Source organism: Modicisalibacter ilicicola DSM 19980, assembly GCF_900128925.1.
In the GTDB taxonomy this organism is placed as follows: Bacteria; Pseudomonadota; Gammaproteobacteria; order Pseudomonadales; family Halomonadaceae; genus Modicisalibacter; species Modicisalibacter ilicicola.
On the sequence record NZ_FQUJ01000002.1, the window covers coordinates 516,971 to 537,801 of the forward strand.

17 protein-coding genes are annotated in these 20,831 nt (G+C 63.8%); 9 read left to right on the plus strand and 8 right to left on the minus strand.

Translation table 11 applies throughout. The annotated features are described in order from the left end of the window. Positions 1-103: 103 nt before the first annotated feature. Positions 104-1,252, minus strand: a complete 1,149-nt coding sequence (locus tag BUA41_RS02475; protein WP_072819353.1) for an ADP-ribosylglycohydrolase family protein — start codon at positions 1,250-1,252, stop codon at positions 104-106. Positions 1,253-1,439: 187 nt separating this feature from the next. Here BUA41_RS02475 and BUA41_RS02480 point away from each other — a divergent pair, with 187 nt between their 5' ends. The 4 genes from BUA41_RS02480 (at position 1,440) to recD (ending at position 12,231) form a co-directional block, all read left to right on the plus strand. Further along, positions 1,440-2,348 carry a complex I NDUFA9 subunit family protein gene (locus BUA41_RS02480; RefSeq protein ID WP_072819355.1) on the plus strand — a complete coding sequence of 303 codons (909 nt, stop codon included), beginning with the start codon at positions 1,440-1,442 and terminating at the stop codon, positions 2,346-2,348. 96 nt (positions 2,349-2,444) lie between these two features. Then, positions 2,445-6,068 (plus strand): exodeoxyribonuclease V subunit gamma, encoded by a 3,624-nt coding sequence (recC, locus tag BUA41_RS02485; RefSeq protein ID WP_072819357.1) that lies wholly within the window; start codon positions 2,445-2,447, stop codon positions 6,066-6,068. After that, positions 6,065-9,904 (plus strand): exodeoxyribonuclease V subunit beta, encoded by a 3,840-nt coding sequence (recB, locus tag BUA41_RS02490; RefSeq protein ID WP_072819359.1) that lies wholly within the window; start codon positions 6,065-6,067, stop codon positions 9,902-9,904. The genes recC and recB overlap by 4 nt, the downstream gene beginning before the upstream one ends. Beyond that, complete coding sequence (gene recD / locus BUA41_RS02495; protein WP_072819361.1) at positions 9,901-12,231, plus strand: exodeoxyribonuclease V subunit alpha; 2,331 nt, start codon at positions 9,901-9,903, stop codon at positions 12,229-12,231. Before recB ends, recD begins: the two co-directional genes overlap by 4 nt. 213 nt (positions 12,232-12,444) lie before the next feature. Here recD and BUA41_RS02500 read toward each other — a convergent pair whose 3' ends face one another. Then, complete coding sequence (locus BUA41_RS02500) at positions 12,445-12,717, minus strand: BrnA antitoxin family protein (RefSeq protein ID WP_072819363.1); 273 nt, start codon at positions 12,715-12,717, stop codon at positions 12,445-12,447. Further along, positions 12,692-13,003, minus strand: a complete 312-nt coding sequence (locus BUA41_RS02505; RefSeq protein ID WP_072819365.1) for a BrnT family toxin — start codon at positions 13,001-13,003, stop codon at positions 12,692-12,694. The genes BUA41_RS02500 and BUA41_RS02505 overlap by 26 nt, the downstream gene beginning before the upstream one ends. Positions 13,004-13,157: 154 nt before the next feature. Here BUA41_RS02505 and BUA41_RS02510 point away from each other — a divergent pair, with 154 nt between their 5' ends. After that, positions 13,158-13,379 (plus strand): DUF3820 family protein, encoded by a 222-nt coding sequence (locus BUA41_RS02510; protein ID WP_072819368.1) that lies wholly within the window; start codon positions 13,158-13,160, stop codon positions 13,377-13,379. A 49-nt stretch (positions 13,380-13,428) separates the two neighbouring features. Here the strand turns inward: BUA41_RS02510 and BUA41_RS02515 are convergent, their stop codons facing one another. Beyond that, entirely contained in the window at positions 13,429-14,043 is a 615-nt protein-coding gene (locus tag BUA41_RS02515; RefSeq protein ID WP_072819370.1) for a LysE family translocator, read from the minus strand. 13 nt (positions 14,044-14,056) lie between these two features. Then, positions 14,057-14,890: an AraC family transcriptional regulator gene (locus BUA41_RS02520; protein ID WP_072819373.1), complete on the minus strand. Its 834-nt coding sequence runs from the start codon at positions 14,888-14,890 to the stop codon at positions 14,057-14,059. A 164-nt stretch (positions 14,891-15,054) separates the two neighbouring features. On the opposite strand from BUA41_RS02520, the gene BUA41_RS02525 reads away from it, so the two are divergent. Continuing rightward, a complete protein-coding gene (locus BUA41_RS02525; RefSeq protein WP_245791832.1) occupies positions 15,055-15,300 on the plus strand; it encodes a DUF1499 domain-containing protein in 246 nt (81 codons plus the stop codon). 399 nt (positions 15,301-15,699) lie between these two features. Here BUA41_RS02525 and BUA41_RS02530 read toward each other — a convergent pair whose 3' ends face one another. Further along, positions 15,700-18,288 (minus strand): hypothetical protein, encoded by a 2,589-nt coding sequence (locus BUA41_RS02530; protein WP_072819377.1) that lies wholly within the window; start codon positions 18,286-18,288, stop codon positions 15,700-15,702. 246 nt (positions 18,289-18,534) lie between these two features. Further along, positions 18,535-18,807, minus strand: coding sequence for a hypothetical protein (locus tag BUA41_RS02535; protein ID WP_340641240.1), 273 nt, complete (start codon positions 18,805-18,807; stop codon positions 18,535-18,537). A gap of 204 nt (positions 18,808-19,011) precedes the next feature. Between BUA41_RS02535 and BUA41_RS19685 the strand changes: the two genes are divergently transcribed. Both BUA41_RS19685 and BUA41_RS02540 read left to right on the plus strand, forming a co-directional pair. Next, positions 19,012-19,230 carry a hypothetical protein gene (locus BUA41_RS19685; RefSeq protein ID WP_371829235.1) on the plus strand — a complete coding sequence of 73 codons (219 nt, stop codon included), beginning with the start codon at positions 19,012-19,014 and terminating at the stop codon, positions 19,228-19,230. After that, positions 19,188-19,970, plus strand: coding sequence for a sulfite exporter TauE/SafE family protein (locus BUA41_RS02540; RefSeq protein ID WP_072819383.1), 783 nt, complete (start codon positions 19,188-19,190; stop codon positions 19,968-19,970). Before BUA41_RS19685 ends, BUA41_RS02540 begins: the two co-directional genes overlap by 43 nt. Positions 19,971-19,985: 15 nt before the next feature. Here BUA41_RS02540 and BUA41_RS02545 read toward each other — a convergent pair whose 3' ends face one another. After that, positions 19,986-20,462, minus strand: coding sequence for a nucleoside deaminase (locus BUA41_RS02545; protein WP_072819384.1), 477 nt, complete (start codon positions 20,460-20,462; stop codon positions 19,986-19,988). 136 nt (positions 20,463-20,598) lie between these two features. On the opposite strand from BUA41_RS02545, the gene BUA41_RS02550 reads away from it, so the two are divergent. Further along, positions 20,599-20,831: helix-turn-helix domain-containing protein (locus BUA41_RS02550; RefSeq protein WP_139249031.1), on the plus strand; the 233-nt coding region annotated here is incomplete at its 3' end.

Below are 20,831 nucleotides of genomic sequence, written 5' to 3' on the forward strand. Positions count from 1 at the left end.
TGACTCCTTTGAAGATTCTGATTGTTGAATGGATACGGGCGCGTTGAGCCTATCCCTTGAGTCTAGCCGTGGGGGGAAGCGATGGACAATCGAGACCAAAGGGTCAGGTATCGGGGTAGCATTCGCGCAGTTCGGCGTCGTGGGCGCCGTAACCACGGCCGATGTACACCTTGGGCAGCCACTGCAGGTCGTGCCCCAGCCGATAGAGCCAGTCGTGCAGTTCGAGCGTGTCGAGCCACTCCCCCGGCAGACCCTGAAGACCGAAACGCAGGCCGAGCAGATTGCCGGCCAGCAGGCCCGTGCTGTCGCTCTTGCCACCGTGGTTGACCGCCCAGAGCACGCCCTGGCGATAGTCATCGGCACACAGCGCGCACCACAGCGCGATGGCCAGCGCCTCCTCCGCGGTTTCCCCCCGACCCAGTGCCTCGATGCCCGCCGGCGTAGGGAGAATACCCTGGGCGTGGAAGTCGAGCACCGTCTCGAGCAGAAAGCGGAGCTGCGCCTGGCTGCGGGGCAGGGCCTCGCGCTCCTCGGCGCGCTCGATGAAGAAATCGACCCAGGCATTGCTGTCCATGAACGCCAGGGCATCGGGAATGAGGGACGCCAGCCTTCTCCCGTCGTCGCTCATTCCGTTGACCAGATAGGCGAAGATGCCCGCGGCGAGATAGCCGCACGGATGGCCGTGGGTGCAGCGAGTCAGTTCGCAGGCCACCGAAAAGGCGCGATCACGATGGTGCAACAGGAAATCTCCCCAGGGGAACAAGCCGATCGGGGCCACGCGCACCAGGCCATCGCACTGCCTGCTGTTGTTGCGGGCCTCCAGGCCGAAGGCCGGTGCCCCGGCGAGCGCCTCGAGACTGGTCCTGGCCGGGGAGCGCCGGGCATGCAGAAGAGGATCGCCGACCAGGCCGATCTGCGTGTCGATGCGGGCATGAACGGGTTGCTCCCCCTGGGTGACCAGCCAGCGAATCAACCCATGATGCAGGGCAACGATGGGGGCGTAGATCTCGCACTCCTGAATACGCACGTAGGAGCGCAGCATCCCTTCGGCGACGAAGAGCATCATCTGGGTATCGTCCGTGACCCGCCCCAGGCCGCCATAGGCCGGGGCGAATGTCTCCAAGCCTTCATCGCCGAACTGCTGTTGGATCGTCTGCCAGTCCATGAACTCCAGCGGTGCACCCAAGGCATCGCCGATGGCCCCCCCGAACAGGCAGGCCTGGGAACGTTCAATCCGTTGCGCATTCTTCATGACTTCCTCCCTGACCGGCCCTCACCTTCTGTTTCCAGGCTAGGAAGGAGCATACGGTATTTGAAAGCCTGTTCGATGCCATGACATCGTATCCGTTCAGTAGAACATGACAGTGAAAAGCATTCGATAACGATTGTTTTAATGAAAGAATGTCCTGCCAACCACCATCGTGCAGCGAGGCACTGAAATGGCTCGATTCGGCGTGACCGTGTTCGGCGGCACCGGCTTTCTTGGCCGCGCCATCGTTCGGCGGCTGACAAGCAACGGCCTTGCGGTAAGGGTCGCGGCGCGCCATCCGGATGCCGCGGGCTTTCCCGAGACGGCCAGCGCCATCGAAGTCATGCCGGTCGACGTGCGCGACGAGGCGCAGGTGGCGCGAGCCCTCGAGGGCGTGGATGCGGCGATCAACGTCGTCAGCCTGTATGTCGAGCGACGCGATGTAAGCTTCGACACCATTCACGTCGGGGCCGCCGAGCGCATCGCGCGGCTGGCGGCCCAGGCCAATGTGAAGCGCCTGGTGCATGTCTCCGGCATCGGGGTCAGCACCGACTCATCCTCGTCCTACGTTCGCGCTCGCGCCCGGGGCGAGCAGGCCGTGAGAAGGGCCTTTCCCGAGGCGACCATTCTGCGTCCCAGCGTGCTGTTCGGCCCGCGTGGCGCCTTTCTTGGCAGCCTGGAGGCCGTCACTCGGCTCCCGGTGATTCCCCTGTTCGGCACAGGCAAGACCCGACTGCAACCCGTGCATGTCGAGGACGTCGCCGCGGCGGTGAAAAGGGCCCTGGAAACATCCTCAGCCAGGGGGCGTGTGTTCGAGCTTGGCGGCGCAGGGGCTTATCGCTACCGGGACATTCTCCGCGCCGTGCTGAAAAGCAACGGTCGTCATCGACCGTTGTTGCCCGTGCCGTTCGCTGTCTGGAAACTGCTTGCCGTACTACTGTCGCTGCTGCCGAACCCACCGCTGACCCGGGATCAGATCATCCTGATGCAGGAGGACAACGTCGTGAGCGACGGAGCCAACACCTTCAAGGATTTCGGCATCGAGCCGTGCAGCCTTGCAACGATGCTGCCTCCGCTGGTCGACACGTCATGTCGGTGAAGCGAGCGCGGCATCTTCCATCCGTTCTTTGCAGCGGTTCGTCACTCGGGCACCATAGATCGCCAGCCGTTCCAGCGTTGCCGTCAAGGAATCATCATGCCGTCTGCCAGCACCTCCCCTCTCCAGCCCGGCTTCATGGTCATCCACGGCAATCGCCTGGAAGACCTGCGCGGCGTGGCGGTGGAGTGGATGAAGCGTCACCCGCTGGCGCCCCTGGAGAACGAGACGATCCTGGTGCAGAGCAACGGCATCAGTCAGTGGATGAAACTGGCCCTGGCCGCGAACGCGGACGATACCGGGTCGGGCGGCATGGGCATTGCCGCGGCGCTGGACGTGACCCTGCCGGCGCGTTTCCTGTGGCAGTCCTATCGTACGGTGCTCACGCATTGCGAGAACGATCCCAATGCCGTACCGGCCACTTCGCCCTTCGACAAGTCGCGACTGACCTGGCGGTTGCTGCGCCTGCTGCCGGAACTGCTCGAAGAGGGCACCTTCGCCCCTCTCAAGCAGTTTCTGGAAGATGACGACGATCTGCGCAAGCATCATCAGCTCGCCGAGCGCCTGGCCGACCTGTTCGACCAGTACCAGGTCTATCGCGCCGACTGGCTGGAGGCCTGGGGGCGCGGCGAGGACGTGCTGATCGGCGCCCACGGTGACGCCACCCCGCTGGACGAGGGCCAGTGCTGGCAGCCCGCCCTGTGGCGCGCCCTGCGCGAGGACGTCGGCCGCGAGGCCATCGATTCCAGCCGCGCCATGGTGCACCAGCGCTTCCTCGCCGCTGCCAAGCATCTGACGCCGGATAATCGTCCTCCCGGCTTACCACGACGCATCCTGGTGTTCGGCATCTCCTCGCTGCCCCAGCAGGCCCTCGAAGCCCTGGCCGCCCTCGCCGCCTGCTGCCAGGTGGTGTTGTGCGTGCATAACCCTTGCCGGCATTACTGGGCCGACATCATCGAACACCGCGATCTGCTGCGCGCGCGTCGCTACCGTCAATCACGCAAGGCTGGCATGCCCGAGCGGCTCGATATCCTGGGTGACGGCGAGGGCGAGGCCGATCTGCATCTGCATGCCCAGCCGCTGCTCGCTGCCTGGGGCAAGCAGGGTCGCGACTACCTGCGCCTGCTCGACGAGCACGACGAACGCCACCAGTACGAAAGCCTGTTCGCCGCCGAATCGCTGCGCATCGACCTCTTCGAGCCGCACGGGGGCGATTGCCTGCTCCACCAGTTGCAGGACGACATCCGTGAGTTGCGTCCGCTGCCCGAGACCCGGGATCACTGGCCGGCGGTGGCCTGCGAACAGGACGATTCCATCGTCTTCCACGTCGCCCACGGCCCCCAGCGTGAAGTCGAGATCCTCCACGACCAGCTACTTGCCGCCTTCAGCGCCGACCCGGAACTGCGTCCTCGCGACATCATCGTCATGGTGCCGGACATCGATCGCTATGCGCCGCACATCCAGGCGGTGTTCGGCCAGTTCGGGAGAGACCAGCGTGACCGCGACGACCCACGCCATATCCCTTTCACGCTCTCGGATCAGGGCCGGCGTCATCGCCTGCCCCTGCTGATCGCCCTGGAAAAATTGCTGCGCCTGCCGGAGCTGCGCCTGTCGGTGAGCGACCTGCTCGATCTATTGGAAGTGCCGGCACTGCGCGCGCGCTTCGGCATCGAGGAAGATCATCTGCCGACCCTGCACCGCTGGATACAGGGGGCGGGCATTCGCTGGGGCCTGAACGCCGATCAGCGTGCGAGCCTCGACCTGCCCGGCGGCCTGGAACAGAACACCTGGCGTTTCGGCCTGCGCCGGCTGCTGCTGGGGTATGCCGTGGGGGATGCCACCGAGGGCGCCTGGCAGGGCATCGAACCCTTCGATGACATCGGCGGCCTGGAGGCGCAACTCGCCGGCCCATTGTCGGCCCTGCTCGACACCCTGGAACGCCAATGGCACGCCCTGCACGAGGAGACCGACGCCAATGATTGGGTCAGACGACTGCGCCGGTTGCTCGAGGAGTGCTTCCGCGCCGAGGCGGCCGAGGACAGCCTGATGCTCGCGCAGCTCGAACAGGCCCTGCAAGCCTGGCAGGAGAGCACCGAGGAAGCCGGCCTGACCCGCGACCTGCCGCTATCCATCGTGCGCGAACACTGGCTTGCCCAGGTCGACGAGCAGGGGCTGTCCCAGCGTTTCCTGGCCGGGGCGGTCAACTTCGCCACCCTGATGCCGATGCGCGCGATCCCCTTCAAGCACGTCTGCCTGTTAGGCATGAACGACGGCGACTACCCACGCAGCCATCCGCCGCTGGATTTCGATCTGATGGGCAACGACTACCGCCCGGGGGACCGCTCCCGCCGCGAGGACGACCGTTACCTGTTCCTCGAGGCGCTGCTCTCCGCCCGTCGACAGCTCTATATCAGCTGGGTCGGCCGCAGCATCGTCGACAACGGCGAGCGGCCGCCCTCGGTGCTGGTCGGCCAGCTGCGCGATCATCTCGCCGCGGGCTGGCGGCTAGCCGATCATGAGGGCGACGATGGGGGCCCGGCCCTGCTGAAGGCGCTGACCAGCGTGCATCCGCTGCAACCCTTCAGCCGCACCTATTTCCCGACACAGCAACAGTTCGCCGAGCGCAGCGTGCCCGACCGACGACTGATCACCCATGCCCAGGAATGGCGCGAGGTGCATTCCGACACTCGATCTGCCCCGGGCATCGGCGAACTCGGTGAATTCCTGCAGGACACACCCTTGACCCTGAATCAGCTGGGGAATTTTTTGCGCGACCCGGCCAAGGCGTTCTTCAATACCCGCCTCCGGGTCTTCTTCGAGCAGGAAGACGTCACCAGCCTCGATCAGGAGCCCTTCACCCTGGATGGCCTGGAAAACTGGCAACTGCAGGACACCCTGATACAGGCCCAGCGCCGCGCCGTGGAGGAAGGTCTTTCTCGGGAAGCCGCCATGCACGACACCCTGGAACGCTTGCAGGGCCAGGGCGTGCTGGCGATGGGCGCCTTCGGCGAGCGCATGCGCCGGGCCCTGGTCGAACCCATGGACGACCTGTTCGCGGCCTATCGCGAGGCGCTGGAGCAATGGCCCCAGGCCATCGACGAGCCGGCACCGGTACGCCTGGCGTTTTTCGATAAAGAGCTAGCCGGCACACCGGCGCTGGAAGACTGGCTGGACAACCTGCGCACCAACGACGAGGGCCAACGCTGCCGCTTGCTGCTCACCAGCAGCAGCCTGATCCGCCAGGGCAGCGGGCGCGGCCAGTACCAGTGGCACCATCTATTGCGCCCCTGGGTGGCGCATCTTGCCGGCCATCTCGACGACATGCCACTGACTACCCAAGTGCTCTCCAAGGCCGGGCATGTGACGCTGCCACCGCTGGAACCGGAGACCGCCCGCGCCCATCTGCGCGAGCTGATCGCCGCCTGGCAACTGGGCATGCGCACGCCGTTGCCGTTGGCAACAGCCACCGCCTTCGCCTGGCTGGGCAAGGAGGGCACGCCGGAGAACGGAATGGACAGCGACGCCTGGAAGGCCGCCGCCGGCGCCTACGAAGGCGACGGCTTCAATGCCGGCGAGGTCGGCCGCAATCCCTATCTGGCGCACCGCTGGCCGAGCTTCGCCGTGCTGTTCGACGCCCACCGGGGGACACCTGACGACTTCGCCTCGCTGACCGAGCGCTTGCTGGCGCCGGTCTATCGAGCGGTCAAGGGAGGCGGCCAATGAGTGATGTCACCCAACTAAACCCGCTGGTGTTTCCCTTGCAGGGCAGCCGCCTCATCGAGGCCAGCGCCGGCACCGGCAAGACCTTCACCATCGCTCTGCTCTATGTGCGCCTGGTGCTCGGCGCGCGTTCAGCCGACGACGACGCGGCCTTCGCCCGGCCCTTGACGCCGCCGGAGATCCTGGTGGTCACCTTCACCAATGCCGCCACCGAGGAGCTGCGCGACCGGATTCGCTCGCGGTTGGTCGAGGCTGCCGGCGTCTTTCTACAGGCGCCCGAAGCCGCGCCTAGCTCCTTACAGTCGTCCGAAGACACGACTAGCTCCTTACAGGCGCCCGAAGCCGCGCCTAGCTCCTTACAGTCGTCCGAAGACACGACTAGAAGCGCAGTTGACGGGCTCGACCCGTTGCTGCTCCAGCTCCGCGACGACTATCCCGAGTCGAGCTGGCCGGCCTGCGCGCGGCGCCTGCAACTCGCCGCCGAATGGATGGACGAGGCCGCCGTCTCGACCATTCACAGCTGGTGCTATCGCATGCTGCGCGAGCACGCCTTCGACAGCGGCAGCCTGTTCTCGCTGAACCTGGAAACCGACCAGAGCGAACTCGAAAGCGAGGTGGTGCGCGACTACTGGCGCTGCTTCTATTACCCCATGAATGCCGACGAACTGGCCATCGTCACCCGCTACTGGGCATCGCCCGAGGCGTTGCACGCCCAGGTACGCCGCCTGCTGCCGGAATGCGCGGCATTGCCTCAAGGCGTTTTGCCCCCTGGCCAAACCCTCCAGCAGACCCAGGCAGCCATCGACGAGCGGCTCGACGAACTGAAGGCCCCCTGGAGGCAGTGGGTCGACGAACTACAGGAACTGTTCGAAGAGGCCGCCAGGAACAAGGCCTTCAAGGGGCAGAGCTTCAACAGCAAGAGCCGCACCAACTGGCTGGGCGCGCTGCGCGACTGGTGCCAGGGCGAGGCGCTTCGCCCGGCCCTGACGCCCGCCGCCTGGAAGCGCCTGACGCCGGACGGCATGGCCGAGATATGGCTCAAGGGCGAGCCGCCTGACCACCCGGCGCTGGTGGCGCTGGCCGGACTTCCGGCCCAGCTCGACGCCCTGCCCGCCCCGCGGGCCGATCTGCTCACCCACGCCGTGCACTGGTGCCGCGAACGCCTGGATCGCGAACAACAGCACCGCGCCGAGATGGGGCCCAACGAACTGCTGAGCCATCTCGACCGGGCGCTGGCCGGGGCCAACTGCGAGGCGTTGGGGCAACAGATTCGTCGCCAGTTTCCCGTGGCCATGGTCGACGAGTTCCAGGATACCGACCCGGTGCAGTACCGCATCTTCGACTGTATCTACCGCATCAAGGAGAATCGCCCCGAGACCGGGCTCTTGCTGATCGGCGATCCCAAGCAGGCGATCTACGCCTTCCGCGGCGCCGACATTCATACCTATCTTCAGGCGCGCCGCGACACCGCCGGGCGGCACGTCACCCTGGGCACCAACTTCCGCTCCGCCGCACCGATGGTCGAGGCGGTCAATCGTTGCTTTGAATTCGCCGAGCAACATCCGCCCGGGGCGTTTCTATTCAAGCAAGCCGACGGGGGCAACCCGGTTCCTTTCCAAGGGGTGAAGGCCAAAGGCCGCAAGGACGCCTTCACCCTGGACGGCGCGCCATGCCCAGCGCTGACCCTGTGGCAACTCGATAGCGACGAGCCGCTTTCCAAGACCGCCTATCATTCCGAAATGGCCGAGCGCTGCGCCTCGGCCATGGTCGCGCTGCTGGAACAGGGCCAACGCGGCCGCGCCGGGTTTGTAAACAGCCGCGGCGAGAACGGCTTCGACCCGGTGAAGCCCTCGGACATGGCGGTGCTGGTCAACGGCCTGGGGGAAGCCCGGGCGATCCGCCAGGCGCTGGCCCGGCGCGGGGTGAAGAGCGTCTACCTTTCCGACAAGGACAAGGTGTTCGCCTCACCCATGGCCGGCCAGCTCGATGCCTGGCTGCGCGCCTGCGCCGAACCCGACGATGACAGGTTGCTGCGCACCGCCCTGGCAATGCCCGCCCTGGGGCAGGACATCGCCGAGCTGGATGCCCTGAACGAGGACGAACTGGCCTGGGAAGCCCGGGTCATGCAGTTCCGCGACTATCATCGCCTGTGGCAGCGCCAGGGCGTGCTGCCGCTGGTGCGTCGCCTGATGAACGACTTCGCGGTGCCCGCCCGGCTGCTGGCCGGCGGCCCCGTCTCCGAGGGGGAACGGTGGCTGACCGATCTTCTGCACTTGGGAGAGCTGTTGCAGCAGGCCAGCCAGGAGCTCGACGGCGAGCACGCGCTGATCCGCTTTCTCGCCGAGTCCCGGGCCAACCCGGACGACCAGAGCGATGCCCACAAGCTGCGCCTGGAAAGCGATGCCGATCTGGTGCAGGTGATCACCATCCACAAGTCCAAGGGGCTCGAATACCCGCTGGTATTCCTGCCATTCATCTGCAGTCACCGCCCGACCAAGGCAAGCGACTCGCCGCTGCGCTGGCACGATGACGAGGGCCGGCTGCATGTCGGCCTGGAAGCCGACGAAGCGATCCTGACCGTCGCCGACCGTGAACGCCTCGGCGAAGACCTGCGCAAGCTCTACGTCGCCCTGACCCGCGCCCGCCATGCCACCTGGCTGGGCATGGCGCCGCTCAAGGGGCTGGAAGGCAGCGCCACCGGCCATCTGCTTGCCGCTGGCGAGCCGATGGCCCCCGGCGCCTTCGCCAATGCCCTGGCGGCACTCAAGGGCGACTGCGAGGCGATCTCCCTTGCCTCGGCACCGCCGATCGAGCAGCGCACCGTCACCCCGACCGCCAGCGACGCCCCCATCGGCGATGCCCTGATACCGGCTCGCAGAGCCCGGGAGCACTGGTGGATCGCCAGCTACTCGGCGCTACGCTTTTCCGGGGAGGCGGTCGCCACGCCCGATTTCTCATTTGAGGTAACGAGCGACGCCGCGGCGCTGCCCGAGCCCGCCACGTCCTTGGAAGCCACCATCTTTGAGGTGATAAACGAGCCTCATAACGACTTGCGGATTAGCCTGGAAAGCCCTCGACTGCATCGTTTCCCACGCGGCCCCAGCCCCGGCACCTTCCTGCACGGGTTGCTGGAGTGGGCCGGCCATCAGGGCTTTTCCCGGATACGCGAACACCCGGCGGCACTGCAAGATACCCTGGCACGGCGCTGCAACCTGCGCGGCTGGACCCAGTGGATTCCCGTGCTGCAGGAGTGGCTCATGACGCTTGTGCGCACCCCGTTGCCCCTGCCGGAACAGTCGCCATCCACGGCCCTGCGCCTCGACGCCCTCTCGGTCTACCAGGTCGAGCTGGAGTTCTGGTTCGCCGCCCACCAGGTCGACACCCAGGTGCTGGACGACCTGGTCTGTCGTCATACCCTGGACGACACGCCCCGCCCCCGTGCGGATCGCGACCGACTCAACGGCATGCTCAAGGGCTTCATCGATCTGGTCTTCGAATTCGAGGGCCGCTACTACGTGGCCGACTGGAAATCCAATCACCTGGGGCCGGACGATGCCGCCTACACCCCGGAGGCCATGCGCCAGGCGGTCGCAGAGAAGCGCTACGACCTGCAATACGCGCTCTACCTGCTGGCACTGCATCGACTGCTGAAATCGCGCCTGCCGGACTACGATTACGACCGGCATATCGGCGGCTCGCTGAGCGTCTTCCTGCGCGGCACTCGGGCGCCCAGCCGTGGTGTGCATGCCGAGCGGCCACCCCGCGAGCTGATCGAAGACCTCGATGCGCTGTTCCAGGGCGCCACACCCCTCGAGAGCGACAGGGAGGCGATGGCATGAAGGACCTGTTCGAGGGGCTTGAAGACGATGCCTTCGAGGCCACCAGCGACAACGCATTGGGCGCTTTCGGTGATGCGCTAGACACTGCCGGCATGCTGCTCGACCTGCTCGACCGCTGGGTGGAGCGCGGCTGGCTGCGCGCCCTGGATCGCGCCTTGGCAATGTTCCTGCATCGCGAGGTGCCGGAGGCCCCGCCGCTGCTATTGCTGGCCGCCGCGCTGGCCAGCCATCAGCTCGGCCGAGGGCATGTGTGTCTCGATCTCGGCATGACGCTGCAGGCACCAGACCTGGCTCTTTCACTGCCCCCGGAAGGCGACGACTTGAGCGACCCGCCGCCGCTGCCCGGGCAGGTGCTGGCCAACGTGACCCTCACCGACTGGCGGGCCGCCCTGGACCAACCCGCGCTGGTCGGCCGCGGCTCGGGCAGCACGCCCCTGGTGACATCCGAGATCGCCGACAGCACCCGGCTTTATCTGCGTCGCTACTGGCAGTACGAGCAGGATATTCGTCAGGCGCTGGCGGCACGCATCGATGATACGCATGAAGGCGCGAACGCCGACACGCCTGCCGCCGAGTCGCTCCGCAGGGCGCTGGAAGCGCTATTCGGCACCCCGGACGACCAGCCGGAACACCTCGATTGGCAGAAGCTCGCCTGCGCGCTGGCCGCCCGTTCGCGATTTGCCGTGATCACCGGCGGCCCCGGCACCGGCAAGACCACCACCGTGGTCAAGCTGCTCGCCCTGCTGCAGGCACTACAATTGGGCCATTCCGACGGCCGCGCTCTGCGCATCCGCCTCGCCGCCCCTACCGGCAAGGCCGCCGCGCGACTCAATGAATCCATCGCGGGGCAGGTGGAAACACTGCCCCTGGCGGCGCTAGTCGAACAGTGCGATCTGGCCCAGCGCGTAGCGAGCGATGGCGAGGCAAGGCGAAGCCAGACGAAAACGCGGAGTTTACAAGCGGTAAATGAGCAGCTTGATGAGGGCTTCAACACTGCATCGTCGAGCGCAGTAGCGCTGCTGATAAAAGAGACGATTCCGACCGAGGTCACCACGCTCCATCGGCTCTTGGGCTCACGCCCGGATACCCGGCGTTTCCGCCATCATGCCGACAACCCCCTGGCGCTGGACGTGCTGGTGGTGGACGAGGCCTCCATGGTCGATATCGAAATGATGGCCAGTCTGCTCGCCGCCCTGCCGCCTCGGGCTCGATTGATCCTGCTTGGCGACAAGGACCAGCTCGCCTCGGTGGAAGCCGGCGCGGTGCTCGGCGATCTCTGCCAGCGCGCCGACGGCGGCCACTACAGGCCCGAAACCGCCGTCTGGCTACAGGCCGCCACCGGCGACACCCTGCCCGAACGCTACATCGATACCCACGGCCAGCCGCTCGACCAGGCCATCGCCATGCTGCGCGTCAGCCATCGCTTCGACGCCGCCAGCGGCATCGGTCAGCTCGCCCAGGCGGTCAACGCCCCGCTCGGCGACAATCTGCTGCCCAAGGACAAGCGCCGCGCCATTCAGCGGATATTCGATCAAGGCTATGCGGATATCAGCCGGCTGCGACTGAAGGACAGCGACGATACGGCTCTCGATCGACTGGTCATCGACGGCAACCCGGAAGGCTTCCTCGATGAGGGCCGCGGCCGCCGGTCCCGGGATGGCGTACTGCCGCCGCCCACCGGCTACCGGCATTACCTCGGCGTCATGAAGGAACAGCGCCCCCCGCCGGATGCCGATCTGGAGCACGATCGCCAAGCCTTCGATGACTGGGCTCGCGCCGTGCTCGAGGCCCACGGCCGCTTCCAGGTGCTGTGCGCCCTGCGCAAGGGGCCCTGGGGCGTGGAAGGCCTCAACCGGCAGATCGCCGGCGCCCTCAAGCGCCAGGGGCTGATCGATGCCGAGCATGGCTGGTATCCCGGCCGGCCGGTGCTGGTGACCCGCAACGACTACGGCCTGGGGCTGATGAACGGCGATATCGGCATCACCCTCGCCCAGCCGCACCCGGAACATGGCTGGCTGCTGCGCGTTGCCTTTCCCAGCAACGACGGCAGCGGGCGCATCAAGTGGGTACTGCCCAGCCGCCTGCAAGCAGTGGAAACCGTCTTCGCCATGACCGTGCACAAGTCCCAGGGCTCGGAATTCACCCACACCGCGCTGGTGCTACCGGATGCCCCCAACCCGATACTGACCAGGGAACTGATCTACACGGGAATCACCCGCGCCAAAGACTGGTTTACCTTGGTGGAAAGCGGTCGCGGGGTATTGGACGAAGCGGTGCTGCGGGAAGTGACGCGGGTGAGTGGGTTGGGAGTGTTGGGTGACTCTTAACGACCCAAAGCGACCGATCCGGCAAAGGCAGCAAGCACGTTCATCTATGTTATATGTAGCCGGCACAATGATTGGTGTTATACAGCAGAGCTATAATTAAATTTGATAAATTTCAGCCAGTTAGGCTGCGAGCGGCAAGCGGTGTAGCACGAATGAACGCGCAGGCCCGTTCAAGTCAATAAACTAGCAGGCAGTCTAATACCTGTTACCACCTCAGCCCCGACGGCTGTCGCTCACGTCGTCCGCAAGCCAAGCCTTGATCAGTGACTGGTAGGGCATGTCCCGCTTGTTGGCTTCGATCTTGATCCGATCAAGCAGAGTTTCGGGCAAGCGGAGTGAGATTGTCTTGGTGGAAGGTTTCAGCTTAGGGAACGAAGCTGGTTTGCCCTGGCTCCAATCCAGGTAGTCGGTGGAGTCGTGGTTCTCCCAGAACTTCCGCTCCTCTGCTTCAGTTTTGAACTCAGGTCTCTTTTTTAGCTTGCTCATAAACAGCCCTCTCTTTTCGGTGCATGTCGCGAGCGGAAATTACCCGAATTAGCGTACCTTTCTGTCTCAGTGTGAACGCGATGTGAAGCAGCCTTTCATCATCCGTTTCACCAAGGGCATGAAAACGGGCCTCGGTCTGGCTGTGCTTGGCGTCTTCCAGCACCAGAAGCGGCTCATTAAAGAAAATTTCTTCCACCTCGGACTTGTTTACGTCGTGTTTCTCCGCGTTTTTTCGGGAGTTGCCGTCGTCCCAGTCAAAGCCAGTCACTTGCGCCCAATTGATCATGAAAGTATATTACCAGCATATACACAGGCGTCAACAAGTGTTGTCCAATGTCTGGCTTTTATCAGATCTTGGCTATTGCTCATGATCGTCGACGCTGCTGTACTGGCTTGGCAGGCCTTAACAAGGCGCTGTTGCCGGACAAGGAGCCACGCAAGTGAATCCCGAAGACCTGGAAAAGCTGGTCACCCATCGCATGCCCTTCGGCAAGTATGAAGGCCGGCTGATCGCCGATCTGCCCGGCCCTTATCTCAACTGGTTTGCCCGCGAAGGCTTTCCGCAAGGGGAGATCGGCCAGTTGCTCCATCTGATGCACGAGATCGATCATAACGGCCTGGGCCCGTTGCTCGATCCGCTGCGGAGGAAGAACGCTGACTGACGCGGCGGCCACCAGAGCATCGCGAGCAGACATGCAGGATAATGCTCCATCAATCCATCCTCGCCGCGAGCGGCAGCCACACGTGTTCGTAGCCGATCGACAGGGCCACACCCGCCAGCAATATCGCCATCGCCAAGTTGAACCCTTTGAAAATTATTGGATTCTCGATGCGCTTGCCGAGCAAGGCGCCGATCAGCGCATAGCTGCCCGGTGCGCCGACCGCGAGCATCGCCAAACCGATTGACCAGAGCACCAAGCTGACGCCGTGAATCTCCGCGGCGGGAAACTGGATCGTGGCGATCGGCAGTGTCGCGACGATGCCCTTGGGATTGCACAGCTGCATGATCAGGCCATCGCGAAAGCGCATTACCCTCGGCGCCTGGCGAACGGCCCCCAGGTCGATGCTCGACCCGGCGATCTTGATGGCGAGGTAGCCGATATAGCCGCACCCCAGTGCGCTCAGCACGATGAGGGTATCGCCTTGCACCCAGGCAGCACCGGCCCAGCCAAACAGCAAGAACAGGGTGAGCATGGCCAGCCCTACCCCGAGATAGAAACCGAACGAGGCCTTGGCTTGCCCATTCAGCCCGGCATTCAGGCCGAGCAGATTCACCGGCCCGGGCGTATACATGACGCCCAGGGCATAAATGATGATCGCTGACATGGCGGGGTCTCGATTACGGAGCGATGCTGCGCTGGTACTGATACGGCGTCATGCCATGGATGCGCTTGAAACGGCGATTGAAGTGGCTGAGATCGGCAAAGCCATAACGCATGGCGACCTCATTGGGTGGCGCACCGTCGTCGAGCGCCTGGCGCGCGGCGTTGATGCGGCAATTGAGGACGTACTGGTGCGGCGTCATGGCGAACTGGCGACGGAAAAGTCGCAAGAAATGGTATTTCGAGAGATGGGCCTCCTGGCTGAGATCGTCCAGCGATACATCCTCTTCCAGATGCGCGAGGATGTAGTCCTTGGCACGCTTCAGCAGCGCCTCCGGGCGACTGACGGTACCACTCGACTGGAACTTGCCCTGGTGCTGAACAAGCCGAGCAGCGATCCGATAAAGGGCATGCTCTTGATCGAGGCGGCTGCCGACCCGGTGCGTCACCAAACGGACCAGTTCCAGGATGGCGCCGCGTAGCGCTTGGTCCTGGATCAAGGTGTCACGGCTTCTGAAGCGGCCGGCGGCCTCACGCCCAGCTGCATCGGCGAACAGCGTCTCGAGCTGGACTGGCGGCACGTAGACCATCACGTACCCCAGGGGGCCATCGCCACCCGAGTGTCCATCGTGCACTTCCTCGGGATTTAGCAGGATGACGTTGCCGGGCGGGCTGCGGTGAAACCGACCGCCACTGAAGAAATCCTGCCGTCCGGCGAGGGTGACGCCGAAGGCATACTCTTCATGAGCATGGCGGTCGTAGTGGAAGTCGTCCATCGCCGCATGCAGCACCGTGACCTCGGGAATCTGCCGACTCTTCAAGAACCGAAACTGACCAGGCGGCTTCGTCATGCCACACCTCCACGAACGCTGATTTACCTAGCGTAGATCGATCATCCTGCCGGCGGCTTGGACGTTATTGCTCAAATGAATCAGCCATGGATGTTCCTTGAACGATCGGTATGCCGAATCCACGGCAAGACGAACGGAGCGCATACACCCATGACGCACTCTTCATGGATGCAGCGACGGCGCGGGATCAAGGCTGGGAGATAGCCGACGTCGGCGACACGACGCTGGAGGCTACGGCGACCACTCCCTGGTTCGGTTTCAAGGATGATGTAGCGATTCGCCTGAGCGATGCCGAGGATGGCATACGGGTAGACATGTGCTCGGCATCGAGGGTCGGGCGCAGCGATGTGGGCACCAACGCCGAACGCATTCGCGAGTATCTGGCGAGGCTGCGGGAGCGAACGCAATGAATGCATGTGTCGGCTGGAAACATGAGTGCAATTTAGTAATATTGAGAATCACGCCTGCCACGCGGTTATTTTTAATATCAGATGGTTAAAATTTCCTACTACTTACACTAGCCACACCGCCCACCCTTCAATAGCGTTGCGCTTGAAACTTGAGACCGCCTGGTCTTATGCGAATGCTTTTCCGACGGCGGCTCTGACGGGGAGCCCAATCCCCCTACCGGTATCCTTGCCACCATTAGGTTGTTTGCTGCAGATCGCCCCCTTCGTTCCACACTCAACTCCCTTTTCCTCCCTGAGTCCCTGAGATCGTAAATGTCCTGAGAATGGCGCATGACCCTTCCCCTTGCCGGCGCCAGGCAAAGAGGGGCATCCATACAGGGCGATCCATTCGCCCTCGTCTTATTCGTGCCGCTTCTTTCTCCCGCGGCGCAGACGCTCCGACAATTCACCAGCAACCCCCTGCATCTTGCTACGAAGGTCGTGCTCCTCAGCTAGATTGCTTGCAGACTGCCAAACCTCTTCGGCGAGATCTCGTCCCTTGGAAGCCACACTCTCGAGTTGACGCTTGTCCAACCACTCGGTGATGCCGGGACGCGCCTTGAGCCTGTCGTTCACAGCTCGCAGCTCCACCTGGTAGATCGCCGGATGGACGCCGCACATAGCCATCACCCGCAGAGTATCGGCTAATCGCTGCTCCGGGTATGGCTGAGCCGAGGCATCGAGAAGGCTCAGTCGCTGATGGCACTCGCCGCTGAAAACATGGTCATCCTGGAGCCTCCAGCGCAAGTAGCCTCCTACCGGATTTTCGGGCAGGCAGCCAAGTTTATCCTCCAACTGCGCCTGCTTACGGGTCAGCGCCGCCATGACGAGGCTCTGCAGAGCATCCAATTCTCGGTGAGCTTGCGATTCCCACCCACGATGTGTCTTGCCCTTAACCCTCTGACGCAGCTGCTCAGTCAATCGGGTGGTCATCATCTGGGCCAGTACAGGCGAGCCGGCACCCAATATCAGGGCCCCGGCCGGGCCGAACAACAGCATTCCGACACTGGCTCCTGCCATGCTGCCACTGGCCGCTAGGCCGGTGCGCACCATGCCATCAAGCAAGACCTGCTCCACGGCCTGCTTCCCGGTTAGTTGATCACGCCGATAGGCGATCAGGCCACGTGCGGCACTGATTGTGCCGGCAATGCTGATCACGCTGGGATTGAGCAGTTCCACCCCGGCGCCCAGGGTGTCCCGAGAGACCTGGTCTACCAGCTCGTTGCTCAGCCCCTCGACGAAAAAAACGCTATCGGCCCATTCCTCAGGTATCTTGGAGGCCAGTTCAGCGTTAGCGATAACGGGATAGTCGTAGCGCTCAAAGTGTTCTCTTAGTCCATCCAAGGTGGCATGAAACTTGACCTGGAACGGCTGGCCATCGACGAAGAGATCCCACCCCGGCTGATTGGCGGCCTCCGGAAGGCTGACGGTGTGACCCTCTGCCGTCAGTTGAGCAGCGACGGCCTGCTCCGCCACATAGCCTTTGAGCTGACTGATACCACCCAGTATTTCCTCTTCGCTACCGGAAAGAAGTTGGGCGGCCATCTCGGCGAAGCTGAATACATTGTCGATGTCATCGCTGCGGACAATGTCCGCGGCCTCGACCACGGTAGGATCGACGGCTGCACTAGCGTAGAGCACGTCGCCCACGGTGAGCGTTGCCATGGCGGCTGCCGGCTGGCGCTCACTGGCCTGGCGCGACTCACCAGTTAGCCGAGGGTCGATGGCCACTCCATCGTAGGAGAACTCTGGCATCGACTGGGCCATGGCCTCGAGAATATCATCGGGCGGCAAGGTGGCGGAGCGGGTGGCGAGCGACGCAAGGCGCTGCCACTCGTCTCTATAGCGCTGAAGCTCGTCTGCACTGATGCCCTCTCCGCGGGGCAAACGCAGTGCCTGAGCGAAACTGCGCCTAGCACCCTCGAGCCCGACGCTGCCATGCAGCTTGCCCTGCAGCGTGAGCATAGCCATCACTCTCGCTGCCACCGCTGCCCTAACCTTGTCGCCAGCGGAATGGATGAACCACCAACCCCCGCCGCCGGCGGCTCCCAGAATGGTAATCGGGTTGGACAGTACCGCCACGAAGGAGACCAGGCCAGGGCCGCTGACTAAGGGGATGAAGGCGGATGCCTGAGCGGCCAGAATGTAGGCAGAAAAGCCCGCTGCGCTGACGCCAACACCAAGAGTGCCTAGAGACCCGCCGAGCAGTAGCGCGTTACGTAGCGCGGCATCATTGTGGCGATTGGCCTGGGTCTCCTCCAGCAGCCGCTGATGGCTCTGCTCATCCAACGCGTCAAGCGAGGCCACAGCCCGTCTCAGCAGCTCATGGCGCTGCTCTGTGCTAGGCGCCGCCTCGTCCTTGAGCGTCTGCTCGAGCAGCTCATCCAGTATCGGCAGCACCACGTCATCCAGCGTGGTGGCATGCTGCCCCTTGGCCAGCCAACCTCGCTGATGAAGCCATCGGCGACCGGAGTCGACCAGCTTGGGGGGATCCAGCACGTGAATCAGCCGTGCTGCCATATCATCCGCCAGGAAGCCGCAGCCACGGAATGTGGTCGTCAGCCGCGCGGGCAAACCCAGGGCATTTCTCAGCCGTATCCACAGCAGTAGCCGAAGCAGGTCATCGCTGTAACCGGACGCCAGCCAGTAATGCTGACGTTCACTGAGCTCCCGGGCCCCTTCCTCGGCCTCGGGCGCGCTTAACCGTGGCAGAGCATCCTTCTTCAGGCCCACACGCCACCCGTCGAGACGCTGGCCAAGCTGCTGACCAAAGGCCTCCCTCCATTCGGCAACCTGCTCATTGAGCTTTTCCAGGCGGCGCTGCCATTGGCTGTCATCAAAAAGCGCTAGGCAGGTGGCGAGCAGCTCCCGGTTGGCGCCTCCCAGCCCCGACAAGATGTCGGAGGGCGAGAAGGAGATGTCAGAGGGTGGTTCACATCGATCAGCCATGAGCTTCCTTTCTGGGTTGAAGCACAAATTGGCAGCCGTTATCGGCAACCACGATGAAGTCTATCTTACCCTGCACCCAGAGACTCATGACCGCAGACTTTTCCACTCCCACTTTGGACCCTTCAGTATAAGGCCTGAAGGTATCTACGAAACCCGGGGCGATTCAGTCAGACGGTGACGGAATGGCCAGATTTTACCCCGTCGGAGGCGATCAGGCAGCAGCGGCGGGATTTATTCAGTGTTTCCCTACCCCCGCTGCGCCATGGCTCGCCGAAACTCCTCCCGATAGGCTTCGGCATGCCGCGACGGATCGGCAGGAAAGCGGCCCAGTTCCACGGCAAGGTCGAAGAAGCCCTGGGCAGGCAGCTTCGCCCCTTGCCGGCTGACGACCAGGGCGGCAATAAAGGGCCGATCCTTCGCAGCATCTTCACGCATCAGCGCTTCCAGCGCCTGGGCGACGCGCTGAATGGTTCGCGGCGGTGACAATGCGAGCACTTCAGCGAGCTCTTGATAGGTCATCGGCAGTGCCTCGCGGGGCGCTGTTGCGAGTATGCGACGTGCTTTGGCAGAAAGCGGTGTCTGGCTTTGGGTCATGACGTAGGTTTGTCGTTCGGATCGAACAGGCGAATATCGACATGCTCCCAAAGGGGCGCCCGGTGAGACAAGCAGAACAGGAATAAGCACGTGAACCCCGAAGACCTGAAACGGCGCGTCACCCTGCGCATGCCTTTCGGCCGGTATGAAGGCACGCTGATCGCCGGTCTGCCGGTTATTACCTCAATGGGTTCGCCCGAAAAGGTTTCCCGAGGGCCAGATCGGGCGACTGCTGTAGCTCATGCAGGTAGGCTCCCTGGTCGATTCTCGTTTACTCTGTTCGGCCGACTCACCGTGGGACTCTTATGGCCGACCTCGTCTGGTACCAATATGCGCTCATCGGGCTGATCTTCGTCTGGAGCGGCTTCGTGCGCTCGAGCCTGGGCTTCGGCGGCGCGGTGCTGGCCCTGCCGTTTCTATTGCTGGTGGTGAACGAGCCGCTGGCCTTCTTGCCGATCATCGCCGTGCATCTGCTGATCTTCTCGAGCTGGATCGCCTGGCGCGGTCATCGTCAGGTGCAGGCCGCCGGCGGCGCCTCGACGCCGCACGACAGCAACATCGACTGGCATTACCTGCTCAAGGCGCTGAAGGTCATGATCGTACCCAAGCTGGTCGGCGTGGTGGGTCTGCTCACCCTGCCGGGCAACATCATGACCACGATCATCTTCGTCATCGTCATCGTCTACGGCATCAGCTACGCCCTGAACAAGCCGTTCCGCAGCAACAACAAGGTCGTGGACTACCTGCTGCTGGGGCTGGGTGGCTACGTCAGCGGCACCTCGCTGATCGGCGCGCCGCTGATCGTCGCGGTGTTCGCCAGCCACGTCGCCAAGCACCAGCTGCGCGATACCCTGTTCGTGCTCTGGTTCATCCTGGTGGTGATCAAGATGGTGTCGTTCATCATCGCCGGGGTGGACCTGCAGCTGATCCACCACCTCTGGCTGCTGCCCTGCGCCCTCGTCGGCCACCTGCTCGGCGAGCGCGTGCACCGCTACATGATCTCCGCCGGCACGGGGGTGTTCTTCCGGGTGCTGGGCGTCGTGCTGGTGCTGGTCAGCGTGGCGGGGCTGATCAGTTCACCGGGATGAGAAGAGGGAGGTGGACTAGCCCCCATGCAGCCGACGGTGCAGGTCGCGCACCTGCTTGTCGAGTCCGGCAATCGGACCTTCCACGGCAACGCCAGGGGCGATGTCCTGAATAGGCAGCGGTCGTACCGGCGGTAGCGCAACCCCCAGATCGGTGAGCCAGACCGTCAGTTGCTCGGAAGAACTCACGTAGACGATACGCCCGAGCCCGACCCAGCCGTGGGCGGCGGCACACATCGGACAGTGCTCGCCAGAGGTATAGACGGTGGCTTGCGCTCGCTCCTCCGGGGTCATGTGCTCGGCCGCCCAGCGCGCCAGGAAGAATTCCGGATGTCGCGTCGCGTCGCCACCGGCGATGCGATTGCGATCCTCCGCGAGCACTTTTCCGTCACCCGAGACGAGCACGCTGCCAAAGGGCTCGTCGCCCGCCTCAAGGGCCTCGGTTGCCAGTTCCACACAGCGACGCAGGTGCTGCATCTCGCTCTTGTCGATCATCGGGCCTTCCTTGTCATCGAGGCGTCGTTCGCCGACCGGTCACATGAATTGCAGCTCAAGTGTGGACTGCCCAACAAGAGCATTGGCGGTCTCAATGACCAAATGCAACACGTGACCCATCAGGTACGGTGCTGCCATGACTCATTGCTATCGCCATCTCTCTGCTGAAGACCGAGCCGCCATCATGATGATGCGAGCCACTCATTCGATCCGGGCCATCGCCACTCATCTGGGCCGTGCACCGAGTACCGTGTCGCGAGAAATCGCTCGCCACACGGTCGATCCCATCAAGGGCTACGATGCCGGCCTGGCGGGCTACCGGGCCCGTCTGACGCGACATCGACCTCGTCAGCGTCCCAAGCTGCATCC